General features: G+C 63.9%; 15 protein-coding genes. 12 read left to right on the top strand and 3 right to left on the bottom strand.

The genetic code is table 11. The annotated features are described in order from the left end of the window. Positions 1-4 precede the first annotated feature (4 nt). Genes AC1RB9_RS14280 through AC1RB9_RS14270 form a run of 3 tightly spaced genes read left to right on the top strand, consistent with a single transcriptional unit; the run spans position 5 to position 5,044 of the window. The gene (locus AC1RB9_RS14280; RefSeq protein WP_003089183.1) at positions 5-1,651 is read left to right on the top strand and encodes a DUF1302 domain-containing protein; all 1,647 of its coding nucleotides are present in this window, start codon (positions 5-7) and stop codon (positions 1,649-1,651) included. 8 nt (positions 1,652-1,659) lie between these two features. Next, positions 1,660-4,062, top strand: a complete 2,403-nt coding sequence (locus AC1RB9_RS14275) for an efflux RND transporter permease subunit (protein WP_004349754.1) — start codon at positions 1,660-1,662, stop codon at positions 4,060-4,062. A 10-nt stretch (positions 4,063-4,072) separates the two neighbouring features. After that, complete coding sequence (locus tag AC1RB9_RS14270; RefSeq protein ID WP_003122767.1) at positions 4,073-5,044, top strand: WD40/YVTN/BNR-like repeat-containing protein; 972 nt, start codon at positions 4,073-4,075, stop codon at positions 5,042-5,044. Between the two features lie 84 nt (positions 5,045-5,128). Here AC1RB9_RS14270 and AC1RB9_RS14265 read toward each other — a convergent pair whose 3' ends face one another. After that, positions 5,129-5,995, bottom strand: coding sequence for a phytanoyl-CoA dioxygenase family protein (locus AC1RB9_RS14265; RefSeq protein WP_003089190.1), 867 nt, complete (start codon positions 5,993-5,995; stop codon positions 5,129-5,131). 294 nt (positions 5,996-6,289) lie between these two features. Here AC1RB9_RS14265 and AC1RB9_RS14260 point away from each other — a divergent pair, with 294 nt between their 5' ends. Beyond that, entirely contained in the window at positions 6,290-7,489 is a 1,200-nt protein-coding gene (locus AC1RB9_RS14260; RefSeq protein ID WP_003160255.1) for a PucR family transcriptional regulator, read from the top strand. A 22-nt stretch (positions 7,490-7,511) separates the two neighbouring features. Here the strand turns inward: AC1RB9_RS14260 and AC1RB9_RS14255 are convergent, their stop codons facing one another. Continuing rightward, complete coding sequence (locus AC1RB9_RS14255; RefSeq protein ID WP_003122765.1) at positions 7,512-8,054, bottom strand: hypothetical protein; 543 nt, start codon at positions 8,052-8,054, stop codon at positions 7,512-7,514. A gap of 708 nt (positions 8,055-8,762) precedes the next feature. Beyond that, complete coding sequence (locus AC1RB9_RS14250) at positions 8,763-9,857, bottom strand: MBL fold metallo-hydrolase (protein ID WP_004343548.1); 1,095 nt, start codon at positions 9,855-9,857, stop codon at positions 8,763-8,765. A 349-nt stretch (positions 9,858-10,206) separates the two neighbouring features. On the opposite strand from AC1RB9_RS14250, the gene AC1RB9_RS14245 reads away from it, so the two are divergent. The 8 genes from AC1RB9_RS14245 to AC1RB9_RS14210 all read left to right on the top strand — a co-directional run bounded on the left by AC1RB9_RS14245 (position 10,207) and on the right by AC1RB9_RS14210 (position 18,154). Further along, complete coding sequence (locus tag AC1RB9_RS14245) at positions 10,207-10,569, top strand: hypothetical protein (RefSeq protein ID WP_003450803.1); 363 nt, start codon at positions 10,207-10,209, stop codon at positions 10,567-10,569. Positions 10,570-10,618: 49 nt separating this feature from the next. Continuing rightward, a complete protein-coding gene (locus AC1RB9_RS14240) occupies positions 10,619-11,359 on the top strand; it encodes an SDR family NAD(P)-dependent oxidoreductase (RefSeq protein WP_481864887.1) in 741 nt (246 codons plus the stop codon). Positions 11,360-11,574: 215 nt separating this feature from the next. Then, positions 11,575-12,294: an MOSC domain-containing protein gene (locus AC1RB9_RS14235; protein ID WP_003450804.1), complete on the top strand. Its 720-nt coding sequence runs from the start codon at positions 11,575-11,577 to the stop codon at positions 12,292-12,294. A 117-nt stretch (positions 12,295-12,411) separates the two neighbouring features. Beyond that, positions 12,412-13,008 carry a transglycosylase SLT domain-containing protein gene (locus tag AC1RB9_RS14230; protein ID WP_003089218.1) on the top strand — a complete coding sequence of 199 codons (597 nt, stop codon included), beginning with the start codon at positions 12,412-12,414 and terminating at the stop codon, positions 13,006-13,008. 532 nt (positions 13,009-13,540) lie between these two features. Further along, entirely contained in the window at positions 13,541-14,977 is a 1,437-nt protein-coding gene (locus AC1RB9_RS14225; protein WP_003111160.1) for an undecaprenyl-phosphate glucose phosphotransferase, read from the top strand. Beyond that, positions 14,977-16,443 (top strand): mannose-1-phosphate guanylyltransferase/mannose-6-phosphate isomerase, encoded by a 1,467-nt coding sequence (locus tag AC1RB9_RS14220; protein WP_003113717.1) that lies wholly within the window; start codon positions 14,977-14,979, stop codon positions 16,441-16,443. Before AC1RB9_RS14225 ends, AC1RB9_RS14220 begins: the two co-directional genes overlap by 1 nt. Beyond that, complete coding sequence (locus tag AC1RB9_RS14215; RefSeq protein ID WP_003450805.1) at positions 16,443-17,354, top strand: glycosyltransferase family 2 protein; 912 nt, start codon at positions 16,443-16,445, stop codon at positions 17,352-17,354. The genes AC1RB9_RS14220 and AC1RB9_RS14215 overlap by 1 nt, the downstream gene beginning before the upstream one ends. A 29-nt stretch (positions 17,355-17,383) precedes the next feature. Beyond that, on the top strand, positions 17,384-18,154 hold the full coding sequence (locus AC1RB9_RS14210) for a polysaccharide biosynthesis/export family protein (RefSeq protein WP_003089227.1): 771 nt from the start codon (positions 17,384-17,386) through the stop codon (positions 18,152-18,154). Positions 18,155-18,161: the final 7 nt, after the last annotated feature.

Below are 18,161 nucleotides of genomic sequence, written 5' to 3'. Positions count from 1 at the left end.
CAGCATGAAAAAAATAATTACGAAAGCCTCAGGCCTTGTCATCGCGTGCACAACCCCACTGGCAATGGGATTCACGTTCGAAACCGAAACCCTCAATGGCTCCTTCGACTCCACGATCACCGCAGGCATGGGTCTGCGTACCGAGTCACGGGGCTGCAACCTGATCAACCAGGGACCGACCGGGCACAACGCGCCCTCCGGCTGCCTGGCGCAGAGCTCCGGCGTGGCCGACCAGGGCGACCTGAACTACGACCGCGGCGACATGTTCACCAACTACCTCAAGGGCACCCATGAGCTGTTGCTGAAGATGCCCGAGGACATCACCTTCATGGCGCGCGGCACCTGGATCCGCGACTTCGCTGCCACCGATACCACCGGCACGCTGTCGTTCAACACCCCGGAGAGCGTCGGCAGCAACGGGCTGAGCGACGACGCTCGCGACGACCTCGCGTTCAAGGCCCGCCTGCTGGACCTGTGGGTGAGCAAAGGCTTCGACGTGGGCGGGCAGCGGGTCCGCGCACGCCTGGGCAACCAGGTGATCAACTGGGGCGAAAGCCTGTTCGTGGCCGGTGGCATCAACAATACCAACGCCTACGATTACCAGGCCTTGGCGCGCCCCGGCGTGCAGCTCAAGGAGGCCGTGCTGCCGGCGCCGATGCTCAGTGTCGCGTCGGGCCTGGGCTCGGGTGTCAACGTCGAGGCCTACTATCAATTCCGCTGGAACAAGAGCGAATTGCCGCCGGTAGGCAGCTACTGGTCCACCACCAACGCGCTGGGTGAGGGCAGGGGGGACTATGGATTCTCCGAAAAGGACGCCCGCGACAGCGGCCAGTGGGGCCTTTCGCTGCGCTGGCAGCCGGAGGACAGCGACGTCGCCTATGGCTTCTACGTAATGCGTTATCACGACAAGTTGCCATCGTTGCGTGTCGCCATTCTCGACCCGAACACCTTCGCGGCGGCACCGACCTGGGAGTACCAGGAAGACCGGATGATGTACGGCATCAGTGCCAACATGCCGATCGGTGACTGGGCCGTCGGTACGGAGCTGTCGTACCGGCCGAAGGACTCGGTCATGCTCAACCCGGTCATCGACCTGTGTACCGGCAACGGCGGCAAATGCTGGAAGGACGAAAAGAAATTCCAGTGGCACCTGACAGGCCTGTACAGCTTCACGCCGTCCAATTCCCCGACGCTTCTGGATTTCAGCGGGGCCAGCACGGGCAGCTTGCTGACCGAACTGGTGGTCATCAAGTACCCGGGGCTGCATGACGAGGTCAATGGCGAACCGCTCGCCGCGGGACTCAATGCCTGGCAGCTGGATCCTGCCAGAGCGCCGAAGTCCCGTGGCGACAAGACCTCTTCAGGGATCAACCTGGACTTCAGCCTGACCTATGACGGCACCTTGTTGCCGGGCTGGCAGGTCACGCCGGGCGTCTTCTATGCACGGTCGCTGGGAGGACGGACACCGAACCTCAGCGCAACCTTCACCGAGGACGCGAGCAGCATGAACCTGTACCTGAACTTCGTGCGGAACCCGGCCAGTTGGCAGATTTCCCTCAACTACGCGAAGTTCATGGGCGGTGAGACGCCCTACGACCAGCTTTATCGTGACCGCGATTATGTCGGCATCGCGATCTCCCGCACCTTGTGAGGCTTGCCGTGAACGGTTCTGTAAAGCTACCTGAGGCCCCGACACGTGGCCTGTTGTCATATGTCGAAGGTGTGTTGTTCAGGCATCGCCGGCTGGTGCTGGCGAGCCTGGCGGTATTCACGCTGATCATGGGCTGGTTCGCCGTACAGCTGCGCATGGATGCCGGCTTCGAAAAGCAATTGCCGGTAGGCCACGAATACATCGAGACATTCGAGGCCTACCGCAATGACCTGCTGGGGGCGAACCGACTGACCATCGTGGTCAAGGCCCGAGAGGGCGATATCTGGAGCGCCCCGGGCCTGAAGCGGCTGTATGACGTCACCCAGGCGGTGACCTTCCTCCCGGGAGTATCGCGCAGCAGCGTGCGCTCCCTGTGGACGCCCAACGCCTTCGTCAACGAAATCACCGAGGAAGGTTTTCGTGCTGATCCGCTGGTACCCGGAACGGTTTCTCCCGAGCACCTGGATGACCGGATCATCGCGAAGATCGCCAATTCCACTGCCCAGGGCGGCTTCATCGGTACGCTGGTTTCCCGGGACCAGAGCAGCGCGATGATCACGGTGGAACTCAACGAGTACGATAGCCAGGACGCCCATCTGGACTACGTAACCTTCAACCATCGGCTGGAGAAAGAGATCCGCCAGCGCTTCGAAGACGGCGATTTCGAAATCCAGATCATCGGTTTCGCCAAGCAGATCGGCGACATCGCCGACGGAGCTTCAGCCGTGCTGGAGTTCTGTTTGCTGGCGTTGCTGCTGACGGCGGGGGCGGTGTACTGGTATTGCCACTCGCTGCGTTTCACCTTGCTGGCACTGGTCTGTTCGCTGGCCTCGCTGGTCTGGCAGTTCGGCAGCCTGCGCCTGTTGGGCTACGGGCTCGATCCGCTGGCAGTGCTGGTGCCCTTCCTGGTGTTCGCCATCGGGGTTTCCCATGGCGTGCAGCAAATCAACTTCATCGTGCGCGAGATCGCCATCGGCAAGAGCGCCGAAGAGGCGGCACGCTCGAGCTTCACCGGGTTGCTGGTTCCCGGGACGCTGGCGCTGGTGACCGCGCTGGTTTCCTTCGTGACGCTGCTGTTGATCCCGATCCCGATGGTGCGGGAACTGGCGATCACGGCTTCGCTTGGCGTGGCCTACAAGATCGTCACCAACCTGGTGATGTTGCCGTTGATGGCGTCGTTGCTGCGCGTCGACGACAAGTACGCAGCCGCCCAGGAGGTTTCCCGGCAGCGTCGCAGCCGTTGGCTGCGGGGCCTGGCCCGGCTCGCCGAGCCACGCAAGGCGCAGTGGGTGCTCGGCGCAGCCTTGGCGGTGTTCCTGGCGGCGATCTGGCAAAGCCATGACCGCGTCGTCGGCACGCTGCAGGCGGGTGCGCCGGAGTTGCGCGAGGACTCGCGCTTCAATCGCGACGCGGTCTCCATCGCCAGCAACTACGACATTGGCCTGGACTGGCTCAGCGTGGTGTTCGAAGTCGACAAGGCTCCTTCCGAGGTGGCCTGCGAGGATGTCGCCCTGGGCCAGTACCAGGATCGTTTCGTGTGGGCCATGCAGGGGGTGCCCGGCGTCCTCTCGGTCGCGTCCTTTTCCACCACCATGCGTCAGTTCAACGAGGGCTACAACGAAGGCAACCCGAAGATGGCGGCGGTGCCCATCGACCCGATGAACTACGCCGCGCTGGCCACCGAGGTTGCGCGAACCCCCGGGCTGATGCGCACCGATTGCAGCATGTCGGCCGTGCACCTGTACCTGGCCGATCACAAGGCCACGACCATCAACCGAGTGGTGGACGCCGCCAAGGCGTTCCGCAGCGAGTATCCGATGTCAGGCATTTCGATTCGCCTCGCCTCCGGCAACGCCGGCGTCCTGGCAGCGATCAACGAAGAGGTGGAGAAGAGCGAAACCCCCATGCTGCTTTACGTCTATGCCGCCATCGCCTTGCTGGTGTTCGTGGTCTATCGCGACTTGCGGGCAGTCCTGGTGTGTTGCCTGCCGCTGACCATCGGCACCTTCATTGGCTACTGGTTCATGAAGGAGCTGCAGATCGGCCTGACCATCGCCACCTTGCCGGTGATGGTGCTGGCAGTGGGCATTGGCGTCGATTACGCCTTCTACATCTACAACCGCCTGCAACTGCACCTGGCCCATGGCCAGACGATCACCAAGGCGGTGGAGTACGCGCTGCTCGAGGTGGGCGTCGCCACCATTTTCACCGCCATCACCCTGGCCGTTGGCGTGGCCACCTGGGCCTTCTCGGAGCTCAAGTTCCAGGCCGACATGGGCAAGCTGCTGGCCTTCATGTTCGTCGTCAACATGGTCATGGCCATGACCGTGCTGCCGGCCTTCGCCGTATGGCTGGAGCGGGCGTTCCCGCGCAAACGTCCCGTGCGCATGATCGGCGCGCTGGTGCACTGAGGAGAGAAGTATGAAGTTCAGGGTTTCATTCACCGCGGCCTTGCTCGCAGCAGGATTGCCGCTGATGTCTCTCCAGGCCGCGCCGTTGCAGGCCGTGCCGGCCGTGCCGGCCGTGCAGGCGGGCAATGCCACGCAGGCCACCATGCTGGCCGCCGGCTGGGCCGGAGAGCGGGTGGTTGCCGTGGGCGACCACGGTGTCGTGTTGTTGTCCGACGACCAGGGCAGGCAGTGGCGCCAGGCACGCTCGGTCCCACTATCCACGCCATTGACGGGTGTGTCCTTCGTGGATGCCAGGCACGGCTGGGCGGTGGGTCACTGGGGGGCGATCCTGTCCACCGCCGACGGCGGGGAATCCTGGCAGGTCCAGCGCCTGTCGAGCGAAGAAGACCGGCCGCTGTTCGCCGTGCACTTTTTCGATGCCCGGCAGGGCGTTGCGGTAGGGCTCTGGTCGTTGGTGCTGACCACCGAGGATGGCGGCAAGACATGGACGGAGCAGCCGTTGCAAGCGCCTCCAGGAGCCAAGCGGGCCGACCTCAACCTGATGGGGCTGTTTGCCGACAACCACGGCACCCTGTACGCCACGGCCGAGCATGGGCAGGTGCTGCGCTCCGACGACCAGGGGAAGAACTGGCGTTACCTGGATACCGGCTATGAGGGCACCCTGTGGTCTGGCGCGGTGCTGGCCGATGGGCGTCTGCTGCTGGGTGGTCAGCGTGGCACCCTGTTGCAGGGCTCTGCCGATGGCAAGGCTTTTCGCAGAGTGCCAACGCAAGGCAAGGGCTCGGTCACATCCATAGCAGTGGCTGGCGCTCGGGTACTGGCGGTCGGGCTTGACGGACTGAAGGTACGGAGCAGGGATGGTGGAAACAGTTTCCAGGAAGCACCGTCGGCTGACGGCCTTTCGCTGACGGCGGCGCTGTTCAACGCCGACGGCACGCCGCTGCTGTTTTCACGTCGCGGAGTAATGCCCCGCCAGGAATGAAAGTGTTCACCGGCCTCTTTGCTTGTCCGGGGACGCGGTTGGGCCTGGCGCCTTCGGGGCCAGGCCGGCCAGCGTGGAAGGCTTCTAGAGCTGGAGATAGTCGGCCAGGTCTGCGTAGTTATGTTGCCACAGGCCTGGGCTGCCATTGGGGTACTGGGAGCGGAAGCCGAGGATCTTCTGAACGCGCGGAGCAAGCGTTCTGACCAGTTCGAGCGGCACGATCAACGGGTAGGCCTCTTCAGGCGTGATGATCGAAGCCTGCATCGGGATGGTCAGCCCGCGACGGTAGAAGTCAGCGGTCACGTTGGCCCCGCCGCCATGAACGACTTTCCCGCCGAACAGCACGGCATCTCCTGCTTTCAACAGGGCAGGGATCGTCATTTCTGGGGTTCCTACATCGTCGAAGTCATCCCAGTCCTGGCTCCCGGGGATCAAGCGCGTGGCACCGTTTTCCTCGGTGAAATCGGTCAGCGCCAGCATCAGGTTGGTGATGGTGCGCGGCGCATGTTTATTCATGGCCACGAACGGTTGGTACTGCGCCATGTCGCGGTGCAGCATTTGCGCTTTGTTGCCTGGGCCGATCTCGATCAACTGGGCCGTGGTCAGCCACCAGTCACCGCACTCCGCGGCGTAGAGCACATTCCCCAGGTCGTGAAAGAGGTCGTCATCGAGGATCTCCTCGCGAAAGGTCTTGCTGTGGGTGACGAGGTTGGTGAGCCGTTTGGTCTGGCGGCCATGGAACTCGGCGATCAGCTCGTGCTGGTGCTTGGAGCCGGCCTCGAGCGCGGCCAGGGGAGCGTCCAGTTCGTTGTTGATCCGTGCGACTTGTTCGGGGGTCATGAAGTTGCGGATGATCACCGCACCTGCCTGGTCGCTCAGCAGTGCAATCTCTTGCGCTGGAGTCGAGCGGGTTACGACGGGCAGGCTGAAGGTATCGCGAGAGGCTGACATTGAAAGAACTCCGGATTGAAGGAACGGTTGGCGCAGGCGGGTCGCTGCCCGGGCAACGGGCACCGGCGAACAAGCCCGCTTGCCACTGCGCTAAACCCCAAAAAAAGAACATGGAGCGTCACGGCGCCTCCTTGTATTTTTTTGTTCAGGCAGTGAGTTCATGCTAGGTTTCCCCCAACCTTGCGCCAAGGTACGAACTGCACCATTTCCTCTGTGATTTTTGAGTGTTTTGCACCGCCCATGACCAGTACGCCATCCTCCTGGCCACGCCCATCGGAAGCCGTTCGTGAACTCATGCGCAAAGGCGCCGAGCTCGCTCAGACGCTGCCGCCGGAGTGGGTCGAGCGCCTCAATCAGGCGCTGTTCTCTTCACCGGAAGATGCCAAGCTGCTGGAGGACCCGGTCATCCTCGCGGCGTGCCGGCGCGCCAACCGCGCAGAGTTGCTGCATTGGGCGAACGCCAATCTGCAGCGCCCCGGAGAACCGGTGCAACCCTACGTCTCGGCCGACATGGTGGACACGGCCAGGGAACTCGCCCGCAGAGGGCTGTCCGAGCTGCTGATGAATGTCGCGAGGTCGACACAGAACACCGCCTGGGAGCTATGGATGAAGATGGCCTTCAACCTGACGCAGGATCCCAGGGTGCTCGAGGAGTTCCTGGAGGTCTCGTCGCGGTCCATCTCGGAGTTCATCGACAGCAACATGCGTGTGGTGACCCAGATCATCCTCGAAGAAAAGAGCGCCCAGGCCCATGACGACCCGATCGACAAACGAAGCCTGGTCAGTCGGCTGCTCGAGGGCAGGGATGTGGATACGGAGCAATTCGGCAGACGGCTGGGCTACAGCCTTTTCCAGAAGCACTACGCCGGCCTGGTCTGGTGCGAAAGCCCGGACGCCGAGATCCGCCTTCTGGAGGATGTGGCGCGTACCCTGGCGCAACTCACGGGCACGGCGGCGCCGTTGATCGTATTCGCCGGCCCCGCGACCCTGTGGGTCTGGAGCCATGCGGCGAAACCGCTGGACCTGAACCTGCTGCAAGGCATCGCACTGCGGTTTTCAGGGATTCGCGCGGCAATCGGCTCGCCGGGCACGGGAGTCAATGGCTTCCGTCGCTCGCATCTGGAGGCCCTGACGACGCAAAGGCTGATGGGCCGCCTGGCGGGCGCACCCGCCGTTGCCACCATCGACCAGGTGAGGATGGTGTCGCTGATGACCCAGGACGACCGCGCGGCCAGGCAGTTCGTCTTGAGCACCCTGGGGCGGCTGGCGACGGAGCCTTCGGTGCTTCAGCGCTCGCTGCACGCCTTCCTGGCCAATGGCTGCAATGTCACCCAGACCGCAGAAGCGCTGGGCACGCATCGCAACACATTGCTGCGCCGGCTGGAGCGTGCCCAGGACCTGTTGCCCGTCCGGCTTGCCGATCATCGCATTCAGATCGCCGCGGCCCTTGAACTGGTGATCTGGAGTACTCCCCTGATCGATGATGATAAATAACCATAAAGACCGAACGCGCTCTTCACAGTAAAAAGGATGCCCCGGTCAGGAAAAGACCGCCAATAAGGAAGAGGGTGATCAGACGAGTGCTGAGCCTGAGAGGAGGCTGATGCTCGACAGTCTTGTCCAGGGCGAAATAAAGCTTTCTGAGTATTTGCCGCTCATCGATATCGTCTGCATCGAATATTGAATCGATCACCGAGTCCGCGCTTGGAAATGGGTTATGCAAGAGCGGAGCGACATCGAATGCACTTTTCTGGAGCGCACGCGCGGAAAGCAGAGCCGAAGTGACCAGGGCCGCAAGCGCTGCGATAGCAAGAACCACCTCCAGGGGAGTAATCATGCTGATACTGGCCGAAGTGCCAAAGCGAAGCATGGTCCCATATAGAGTTATCACGCCGGCGAGGGCACCGAGTGACAACGTGAACATGAGGCGAAGGTAGACCGTCACCAGGTTCCTTGAGGAAGAAACCTGCTCAAGATAGATTTTCACCAGTGCTTCAATGGTCAGTCGGCGCGCTTCGAATACAAGCCGACGCTCGTCGGGGGAGGGGCTAGGTGACATCCGTCGTCCTTCTACTATGGTTGCCTGCTCGTTTCATCTTCGAATAGAAAGATGAGTCCCGCCAGAACACTTTTTGAATATTCAATGCAGGACGGCGCTTGCCGCAGCAGCGCCGTCATCGTCAATGGAACATACCTACAATTTCATCTTCATGTCATGTTCCGGTTTCGACTCAAGACAGCGGACGTCGTCCCAATGCATTCAACGTCGATCTATCCATTCGACTGTTGATTGCCAATCCATTGTCCAGACGGAGTGCCAGAGCAGCCGGCAGGCTGCGAGTACGTGGCACAGGGTGAAAATGGGGCCAATGAGCCGCGGTACAGATGCAGCTTCATGGCTGCGCGATATTCAGCGTGCGGACGGGCATTTGCTCATGTCGGGTCCGTGTCGGGCGATACCGCATTGTTGCAATCGGCTCCGTGCGAAGGAGGTAGCAGAGGTCTTGTGCGGGTGCTGCCAAATCTGTCCGGGATTTAACCTGGGCAGCAAGCCGTCGAGGTGTGGGACTCGACTGAAGGCTTCAAACCAAGCATGGAAGCGGGAACGGAGCGCAAAAGAGCAAGGGTCTAATAAACGATTTACATAATTTAACATAATATACATTATGCGAATCTACAGGTTCACAGGACCTAGGGCAGCATCACGCATTTCGAAGCGACTCCATGGCGGCTTCCGTCTGGAGCCCTCGTGCGATCGCTCGCCGACCTAGCTTCTGCAACAGCCGTAACCCTGCACCTGCGTTTCGCTGTCGACCACTTCGCGCCACCAGCGTCGGCCGGCATGCGGTGCTTGCAGGTCGATCCGCTCGCCCATCATCGGCGTGGAAACCCGCACGCCGTGTTCGGTGGCCAGTTCGAGTATCCGTTCGAACGGCTCGTACCAGGCATGCATGGCCAGGTCGAAGGTGCCGTTGTGGATCGGCAGCAGCCAGCGCCCGCCAAGATCCCGGTGAGCCTGGAGGGTCTGCTGCGGGTGCATGTGCACGTACGGCCAATGTTCGTTGTAGGCGCCGGTTTCCAGCATGGTCAGATCGAACGGTCCGTAGCGGCGGCCGATTTCGGCGAAACCATCGAAGTAACCGCTGTCTCCGCTGAAGAACAGCTTCAGTTCGGCGCTTTCGATCACCCAGGAACACCACAGCGTACGGTTCCCATCATGTAGCCCACGGCCTGAGAAGTGCTGTGCCGGCGTGGCAGTCAGGCGCAAACCGCCAGCCTCGATACCTTGCCACCAGTCCAGTTGGCGCACCTTGCCTGGCGGTACGCCCCAGGCCAGCAGGCGGTCGCCTACGCCGAGCGGCGCCAGGAACAGTTCGACGAGCGGGACCAGGGCCTTGATCGCGGCGCGGTCCAGGTGGTCGTAGTGATCGTGGGAAAGAATTACCCCACGGATCGGCGGGAGATCCGCCAATGCCACCGGCGGCGCATGGAAACGCTTCGGCCCGGCGAACGGCAACGGCGAGGCGCGCTCGGAAAATACCGGGTCGGTCAACCACCAGCTACCGGCCAGTTTCAGCAGCAAGGTCGAATGACCCAGGCGGAACAGACTGCCATCGACGGTCGCATCGAGCTCGGCACGACTCGGGCTGAGCACGGGTAAAGGCTGCCGCGGGACGGTGCTTCTCGGCTTGTTGAAAAGCGCGTTCCAGAGCACCCGGGCACCGGGTGCCGGCATGTCCGCCGGCCTGGGGCTGAGATTGTGGAAACGCCCCTGGCGCAATTGCGGGGAATCGTGATGTCCGCCGATGGCGGCTCGCCGTATCGAGGGAAGTTTCAAAGCGTCATTATTCCTGTCTGGCATTTCGACAACCGTAGCGCAGCCGCCGACATTCGTTCGCGGTCACTATTGGGCATCCTCCCCTCCTCGTCATTGCCTATTCCTCGGGAGTCCTTGCCCGATCGTGCGGGCCTGCTCAAACGGCCGAATGCCCCGCTCGCCCCGATCGTTGAGCGTCATCGACGAGGCCGTTCCGAAGCGCCCGAAACTGTCATCGGCGCAGAGTCAAACCGACTACATGCGGGTCATTACGACCGCAAAAAGATCGTGTCAATATGACTCATAAACCTTCAAATCATTGATCTATATCAATAAAAAACCTGGCATGGGAAATGGAAAGCCAATGGCGACTCCTTCCCATTCAGGATTTCCCATGAAACCCATGCTCCCCCTCATCGCACTGGCCCTGGCAACCACGACTCCCCTCGCCCACTCCGCCGAAGTGATTTCCGCAGATAGGGACCGAACGGTCGGCTACGGCGCCGGCGGCGTGGTTGGCGTCATGGTCGGCGCGGCCCTCGGCGGTCCCCTGGGCGCTATCGCCGGGGCCGCGCTGGGAGCCCTGGGAGGCGCCTCCGTCCAGCAGGCAACCGGTCTGAGCGAAAATGCCTACACCGTTCGCTACGAGGACGGCACGACCGAACGCTTCCGCTCTCCCAACGCCCGGTTCGACGCCGGCGACCAGGTGCAGGTACAAGGCATCCGCCTCATCCCTGCCCCGTCGCTCTCGCGTTGATCCATCCCTATCGAAGACCCGTATCTCCATCACCCCACGAGGGATTCCCATGAGTGAATTCAACGACCGGTTCGCCGTCGTCACCGGCGCGAGTTCCGGCATCGGCCTGAAACTGACCGAAACGTTGCTCGGGCACGGCGCGACTGTCCTGGCGATGGCAAGGCGCGAAGGACCGCCGGAAAGCCTGCACGCCCACTCCGGCAAGCGTCTGCACTGGCTGGCGGGCGACGTCACCCGCGAACGGGACCTGGACGCCCTGGCTTCGCGTGCCGCGTCCATCGGCCCCGTCGATTACCTGGTACCCAACTCCGGCATCGCCCAGCTCGCCGACGGCCTGGACAGCCTGGCGTTCGAGCAGCAGTGGCGGGTCAACGGCGCCGGGGCGCTGAACACCTTTTCCGTGCTCAGCCGGCAAACGAGCAAACCGGCCAGCGTAGTCTTCATCGGTACCTTCCTCAGCCAAGTGACCTTCCCCGGGCTCGCCGCCTACATCGCTTCCAAGGCGGCCCTGATCGCCCAGGCCAGGACGCTGGCGGTGGAATGGGCGGAAAAAGGCGTGCGGATCAACCTCGTCTCCCCCGGCCCTACCGCCACCCCGATATGGGCGTCACTGGGCCTGAGCGATGCCCAGGCGGAGTCTGTCACCCGGAGCATCAACCAGCGCCTGGTCGACGGCAGCTTCCTCAGCCCCGGGGAAATCGTCGACGTGGTGATGTTCCTGCTGTCGTCGAAATCCGCCGGGCTCTACGGCCAGGAGTTGATCGTCGACAAGGGCTACGGGCTGCGCTGAGGGCCGCCGATGCCGGACGTCGTATCGCGACGTCCGGCGCCTTTGCGGTTTCCTGTCGGGACCCCACGGCAGCTCAACTAGGGGGCCTGGATGCCCCCGGCCCGCCGAGGCTATCGACGCATCCGGAGGGTCTGGCGGCTTGACAGCGGGCGAAGGCTTGGCGGACTCTATATTGTATTTAGTCGATACCATCTTGCATCTTAGAGAACCCTCCCATGCCCCTGCCTGCCCTACCCCTGGATGCCCTTCTCACCGGCCGCGCCCGGCCCTTCACCCGCCCCGGCTCGCGCAGCGGCATCGCCAAGTCTCCGCGCGACGGCGCGCTCAGGGTCACCCCTGTCGGCCTGGAGGGTGACGAACAAGGCGACCTGCGCGTCCATGGCGGCATCGAGAAGGCGATCCACCATTATCCGCGCGAACACTACGCCGCCTGGATCGCCGAACTGGGCGAACACCCCCTGCTGATGCAGGCGGGCGCCTTCGGCGAGAACTTCAGCACCAGCGGCTGGAGCGAAGCCGACGTCTGCCTCGGCGACCGCGTGCGGGCCGGGACCGCGCTGCTGGAAGTGTCCCAGGGGCGCATGCCCTGCTGGAAGCTCAACGACCGCTTCGAGGTCGCCGGGATGTCCCTGAGGGTGCAGGAGTCCGGGCGCACCGGCTGGTACTACCGGGTGCTGGAGGAAGGCGTGGTGGCGGCTGGCGATATCCTGCAACTGGTCGAACGGCGCCATCCGGACTGGTCGTTGTTGCGCCTGTCCGAGGTGCTGTTCGACAGGCGGGCCGACGCCGAGCTGCTGCGCCAGTGCCTGGCGCTGCCGCTGACGCCATCCTGGCGGCGCACCCTGGAGCGGCGCCTGGAAAAAGGCCAGGTCGAGGACTGGGGGCCGCGCCTGGAGGGAGCCCCCAGCCAGGCCGAGACGCCCAGGCCGACCTGAGGAAGCGCCGACGCCCCCCGCAGGCAGGGAATCGGCCTGGGGATGCATGGAGTGCCGGAAAGCGGGTATAAAGCGCCAGCGTTAAGCGACCCAGACGTCTGCCAAAGGACCCCTTTCATGCTGCGGCTCTCGATGCCGGCCCTGCTCCTGGCTCTTGCCGGCTGCGCCACCAAGCCCCCCGCCAATCCCGACAACCTCTGCGAGATCTTCCGCGAAAAACCGAAATGGCACGAGGCGGCGCTGAAGATGCAGCAGCGCTGGGGCGCGCCGGTCCAGGTGCCGATGGCGATGATGTACCAGGAATCTTCCTTCAAGCATGACGCCCTGCCGCCGCGCTACTACTTCCTCGGTTTCATCCCCTGGGGCCGGGTCAGCTCCGCCTACGGCTACGCCCAGGCCAAGGACGAGACCTGGGCCGACTACAAGCGCGAGGCCGGCGGCTGGGGCGCCAGCCGCGACGACTTCGCCGACGCCCTGGACTTCATGGGCTGGTACATCCAGAAGAGCCAGCGGGTCAACGGCGTCTCCAAGTGGGACGCCTACGGCCAGTACCTGAACTACCACGAGGGCTGGGGCGGCTACCGCAACCGCAGCTACGACGCCAAGCCATGGCTGAAGAACGTCTCGCAGAAGGTCCAGTCCCGCGCCTCGCTGTTCGGCGCCCAGTACCGCAGTTGCCAGCAGGAGCTGTCGCGCGGCGGCTGGTTCTGGTAGAGCCGTCCGCGCACGCCGCGGGCCCGAACCTATTCCGCCTTCGACGAGGGCAACGGACAACGTCCGCCAAGCCCCCCAGGTCGGACCGGCACGCTCGAACGGCCAACCTGCGTCATGGAACCGCAGGCGCATCCTGCCCAGGCAGCCCGCAGCGCCAGTGGACAGGCGGGTCTTCGAACCGGCGGCTAGCCACCTGACCGAGCGGCCTGCCCTCACCTTTCACCCCGCTTCGCTTCCCAGGCCAGAGCGCTCGCGGATTGGCGGCGTCAGATTTCCTCGTCTACTGTTTGGATAAAAGTTTGGCGCCAGAAATACGTCAATAAATTGACTAAAAAAACTTACCCAGACTACGGATATTTCCCTGGGAATGCTAAGATAGCTATCACAAAGCCACTATCGACGAATGAACCTATTCGACGGGAAAATGACTAAACCGCGTGGCAAATGAAAAATAGTCACTAAATTGACGCTTCACCGCCTTGCTCTTCCCTATCCACTCAATGGACTGCCCGTGATCGGCAGAGCAAACAACATGCATTCGAAGTCGGTAGATAGCCTGTCGCTGACACGGGCTGGATTCATCGAGTACTTCCTGGTCGCGACCAAACTGGTACACGCGCTCACCGCCATCGCCCCGGCGCTGTTCCTGCTGTACTACCCCGGCCTGGTTCCCGTGGAGCTGCGCAGCAACATGCTCGGGCTGCTGCTGTTCTTCGGCGCGCTCACGGTGATCATGTTCCAGGCACTGGACGTCTACTCCGACGATATCTTCAGCAACCGCCTGCGCTTCCGCATCATGTTCTTCGCCTGGGCCTCGGCGTTCTGCCTGCTGTTGTTCATGTACCAGGGCCTGGGCCTGTTTCCCTACCTCAGCAGCAAGCTGGTGATCTTCTGGTTCACCGGCAGCCTGCTGCTGTTCGGCGTGCAGCGCCTGCTGGTGCTGCGCCTGTACCGGGCCTGGATGAAACGCGGCATGTACCTGCAACGCACGGTGATCCTCGGCTTCACCGAGAGCGGCATGCACCTGGCCGAATACCTGGTACGCAACCACGACATCCGCTCCGGCATCATCGGCTTCATCGACGACCGCTCCGAGCGGGTCCCGGAGAACTACAACTCGCTGCCGCTGCTGGGCAACACCAAGGACCTGGAGAAGCTGATCCGCCAGGAACAGGTCGACCAGGTGCTGGTCGCCCTGCCCTGGTTCGCCGAGGGGCGCATCGGCGCCATCGTCCATCGCCTGCGGCAATTGCCGGTGAACGTCCTGCTGGTGCCGGACATGGCTGCCTTCCGGCATGCCCACAACCGCATCGTCGATGTCTCCGGGATCCCCATGTTCAACGCGTCCGAGCTGCCGCTGCGCGGCTGGTCGCCGCTGATCAAGCGCTGCGAGGACCTGGTCCTGGCGAGCATCGCGCTGGTCCTCTTCGCCCCGCTGATGGCCCTGGTGGCCCTGGCGATCAGGCTCGACTCCAAGGGGCCTGTGCTGTTCCGGCAGAAACGCTACGGCTACAATAACCGGCTGATCTGGGTCTTCAAGTTCCGCTCGATGTACACGGAAAGGACCGACGCCAACGCCGAACGCCAGACCACCCGCGACGACGACCGCATCACCCGGGTCGGCCGCTTCATCCGCAAGACCAGCATCGACGAGCTGCCGCAGCTGTTCAACGTGCTCGCCGGCAGCATGTCGATGGTCGGCCCGCGCCCCCACGCCACCGCGACCAAGGCCGCCGGCATTCCCTTCGAGGAGGCGGTCAGCGAATACAGCTCGCGCCACCGGGTCAAGCCCGGCATCACCGGCTGGGCGCAGATCAACGGCTACCGGGGTGAGACCGACACCCTGCACAAGATCAAGAAACGCGTGGAATACGACCTCGAATACATCGCCAAGTGGTCGGTGTGGTTCGACCTCTACATCCTGTTCCGTACGGTGCCAGCCGTACTCCTGACCAAGGAAGTCTACTGATGAACGCCGTCGCCCCGCTGATCCCCTGCATCGTTTCCGGCGGTTCCGGGACCCGCCTGTGGCCGGTTTCCCGGGAGAGCATGCCGAAACCCTTCATGCGCCTGGCCGATGACCAGAGCCTGTTGCAGAAGACCTTCCTGCGTATCGCCGGGCTGCCGGACGTCGCCCGCCTGCTCACGGTGACCAACCGCGACCTGCTGTTCCGTACCCTGGACGACTACCGCGCGGTCAACCGCAGCGGCCTGGCCCAGGACCTGCTGCTGGAGCCGGTGGGACGCAATACCGCGCCGGCCATCGCCGCCGCCGCGCTGCATGTGCAGGAGCACTTCGGCGACCAGGCGCAGTTGCTGATCCTTCCCGCCGACCACCTGATCCGCGACGAGCAGGCCTTCGCCGCGGCGGTGGCCGAGGCTCGCGGACTCGCGGCCCAAGGCTACCTGGTGACCTTCGGCATCACCCCGGAGCGCGCCGAGACCGGCTTCGGCTATATCGAACAGGGCGCCCCGCTGGGCAACGGCTTCCGGGTCGCGCGCTTCGTCGAGAAACCCGACCAGGCCACCGCCCAGTCCTACCTGGACAGCGGCAAGTACCTGTGGAACGCCGGCATGTTCTGCTTCCAGGCCGCCACCGTGTTGCAGGAACTGGAGCGCCACGCGCCGGAGGTGCTGATCGCCGCCCGCGCCGCCCTGGCCGACGGCAGCAGCCTGGAGAACGGCCAGTGCCGCCAGCGCGAGCTGGCCGCCGGGGCCTTCGCCGAGGCGCCGGACATCTCCGTCGACTACGCGCTGATGGAGCGCTCGGACAAGGTCGCCGTGGTGCCCTGCTCCATCGGCTGGAGCGACATCGGCTCCTGGCAGGCGCTGCGCGAACTCAGCGCGGCGGACGAGAACGGCAACCAGGTACGCGGCGAAAGCGTGCTGCACGACGTCAGCAACTGCTACATCGATTCGCCGAAGCGCCTGGTCGGCGCCGTCGGCGTGCACGACCTGATCATCGTCGACACCCCCGACGCCCTGCTGGTGGCCGACGCGGCGCGCAGCCAGGACGTCAAGTTCGTCGCCCAGGAACTCAAGCGTCGCGGCCACGACGCCTTCCGCCTGCACCGCACGGTCAGCCGGCCCTGGGGCACCTACACCGTGCTCGAGGAAGGCCGCCGCTTCAAGATCAAGCGCATCGTGGTGCGCCCCAAGGCTTCGCTGTCGTTGCAGATGCACCACCATCGCAGCGAGCACTGGATCGTGGTCAGCGGCATGGCGCTGGTGGAGAACGGCGAGCGCGAGTTTCTCCTCAACACCAACGAATCCACCTTCATCCCCGCCGGGCATAGCCACCGCCTGAGCAACCCGGGGATCATCGACCTGGTGATGATCGAGGTACAGAGCGGCGAGTACCTCGGCGAGGACGACATCGTCCGCTTCAACGATATCTACGGTCGCGCCCCCGCCAGCGACGAGAAGAAAGCCTGATGCGCTGCGCCCTGGTCATTCCCACGCGCAACGCCGGCGCGCACCTGGACCGGCTGCTGCCGGCCCTGGCCGCGCAACGGCGGCAGCCGGACAGCATCCTGGTGGTGGACAGCCGCTCCAGCGACGACACGGTGGAGCGCTTCCGCGCCTTCGGCGCGCGGGTCGCGGTCATCGAGCCGGCCAGCTTCAACCACGGCGGGACGCGGCGCTGGGCCAGCCAGCAGGTCGAGGCCGACGCGCTGATCTACCTGACCCAGGACGCCATTCCCGCCTCGCCCGACAGTTTCGCCAACCTGCTCGACGAACTCTATGCCGAGGCCGACATCGGCGTGGCCTACGGCCGCCAGTTGCCGCACCCCGGCGCCGGCCTGCTCGGTGCCCAGGCGCGGCGCTTCAACTACCCGCCGGAAAGCCGCAGCAAGCGCCTGGCCGACGCCTCGGAACTGGGGATCAAGACCTGCTTCAGTTCCGACTCGTTCTCCGCCTACCGCAGCGACGCCCTGGCGGCCGTCGGCGGCTTCCCCGAAGACGTCATCGGCAGCGAGGACGCCTACGTCGCCGCGCGCCTGCTGCAGGCCGGCTACGCGGTGCGCTACGCGGCCAGCGCCGAGGTCTACCATTCCCACGATTACCGCTTGCTGGAAGAGTTCCGCCGCTATTTCGACATCGGCGTGTTCTACGGCCGCGAGCGTTGGATACGTGCCGCCTTCGGCGGCGCGGGTGGCGAGGGCAAGCGCTATGTCCTCGCCGAGATACAGGCCTTGCGTGCCGCCGGTGCCCTGTATCGCGTACCTGAAATAGCGCTGCGTAGCGCGTTCAAGCTGCTCGGCTACCGCCTTGGCCAGTTGGAACGCCACCTGCCGGTCGCCCTCAAGCGCCGCATCAGCATGTTTCCAGGCTACTGGAAGTGAACATCATGACCTACAGGAAGTGCTCCCTCATGAAACGCACCCTCCTCATGCTCGCCATGCTCGCCCTGGCCGCATGCAACACCCCCGCACGGATTCCCGCACCGGACAGCGACACCGTGGACAGCGGCAAGCGTGCCCTGGAAGAACTCGCCAGGCTACCGCCGGCGATGGAGCGGGTGCGCGTCGGGGACACCCTGCGGATCGTCCGCGATGCCGGGGAGATGCCGACCCTCTCGGCGTTCAACGTCGCCACCATCTATGAACTGACGCTGTACACCGTGCTCAACGACGGCAGCATCTACTATCCGTTCATCGGTCGCATCCAGGCCGCGCACCGCACGCCGCAGGAAATCGCCAACGAGCTGACCACCAAGCTCGCGCCGATCTACCGCGAGCCGCGGGTCACGGTGAACATCAACCAGGCGCCGGGCAATACGGTGTTCGTCGGCGGCGCGGTGCGCAACCCGTCGGCCGTGCCGATCCCCGCCGCCAACAATATGGAGCAGGCGATCCTCGGCGCCGGCGGCATCCTGCCGGTGGGCGACGCCCGCCGCGTGGCGCTCATGCGCGAGGACTCGGAAGGCCGCTATCACGCCTACTTCCTCGACTTCAGCCAGTTGATGAAGATCGGGCCGGAAGGCCGCAAGCCCCTGGCCATGCAGCGTGGCGACATCGTCTTCGTGCCCAAGTCGATGGTCGGCGACCGTATCGAGGGCGTCGACGTCTACCTGAACCAGTTGCTGCCCTTCGCCAAGTCCATCGGCGTCGGCGTCAGCTACACCGTCAACAACGATCGCTGAGGAGCGA

This window comes from Pseudomonas sp. 20-5, assembly GCF_056782835.1.
Note: the sequence above shows the minus strand (reverse complement) of the source record. Positions and strands in the feature narration are given on the sequence as shown.

Bases quoted from the DNA above. Each gene is read 5' to 3' on its own strand.
- AC1RB9_RS14280 (WP_003089183.1), top strand. From the start codon at position 5: ATGAAAAAAATAATTACGAAAGCCTCAGGCCTTGTCATCGCGTGCACA.
- AC1RB9_RS14270 (WP_003122767.1), top strand. From the start codon at position 4,073: ATGAAGTTCAGGGTTTCATTCACCGCGGCCTTGCTCGCAGCAGGATTG.
- AC1RB9_RS14265 (WP_003089190.1), bottom strand. From the start codon at position 5,995: ATGTCAGCCTCTCGCGATACCTTCAGCCTGCCCGTCGTAACCCGCTCG.
- AC1RB9_RS14260 (WP_003160255.1), top strand. From the start codon at position 6,290: ATGCGCAAAGGCGCCGAGCTCGCTCAGACGCTGCCGCCGGAGTGGGTC.
- AC1RB9_RS14255 (WP_003122765.1), bottom strand. From the start codon at position 8,054: ATGTCACCTAGCCCCTCCCCCGACGAGCGTCGGCTTGTATTCGAAGCG.
- AC1RB9_RS14250 (WP_004343548.1), bottom strand. From the start codon at position 9,857: ATGCCAGACAGGAATAATGACGCTTTGAAACTTCCCTCGATACGGCGA.
- AC1RB9_RS14245 (WP_003450803.1), top strand. From the start codon at position 10,207: ATGAAACCCATGCTCCCCCTCATCGCACTGGCCCTGGCAACCACGACT.
- AC1RB9_RS14240 (WP_481864887.1), top strand. From the start codon at position 10,619: ATGAGTGAATTCAACGACCGGTTCGCCGTCGTCACCGGCGCGAGTTCC.
- AC1RB9_RS14235 (WP_003450804.1), top strand. From the start codon at position 11,575: ATGCCCCTGCCTGCCCTACCCCTGGATGCCCTTCTCACCGGCCGCGCC.
- AC1RB9_RS14230 (WP_003089218.1), top strand. From the start codon at position 12,412: ATGCTGCGGCTCTCGATGCCGGCCCTGCTCCTGGCTCTTGCCGGCTGC.
- AC1RB9_RS14225 (WP_003111160.1), top strand. From the start codon at position 13,541: ATGCATTCGAAGTCGGTAGATAGCCTGTCGCTGACACGGGCTGGATTC.
- AC1RB9_RS14220 (WP_003113717.1), top strand. From the start codon at position 14,977: ATGAACGCCGTCGCCCCGCTGATCCCCTGCATCGTTTCCGGCGGTTCC.
- AC1RB9_RS14215 (WP_003450805.1), top strand. From the start codon at position 16,443: ATGCGCTGCGCCCTGGTCATTCCCACGCGCAACGCCGGCGCGCACCTG.
- AC1RB9_RS14210 (WP_003089227.1), top strand. From the start codon at position 17,384: ATGAAACGCACCCTCCTCATGCTCGCCATGCTCGCCCTGGCCGCATGC.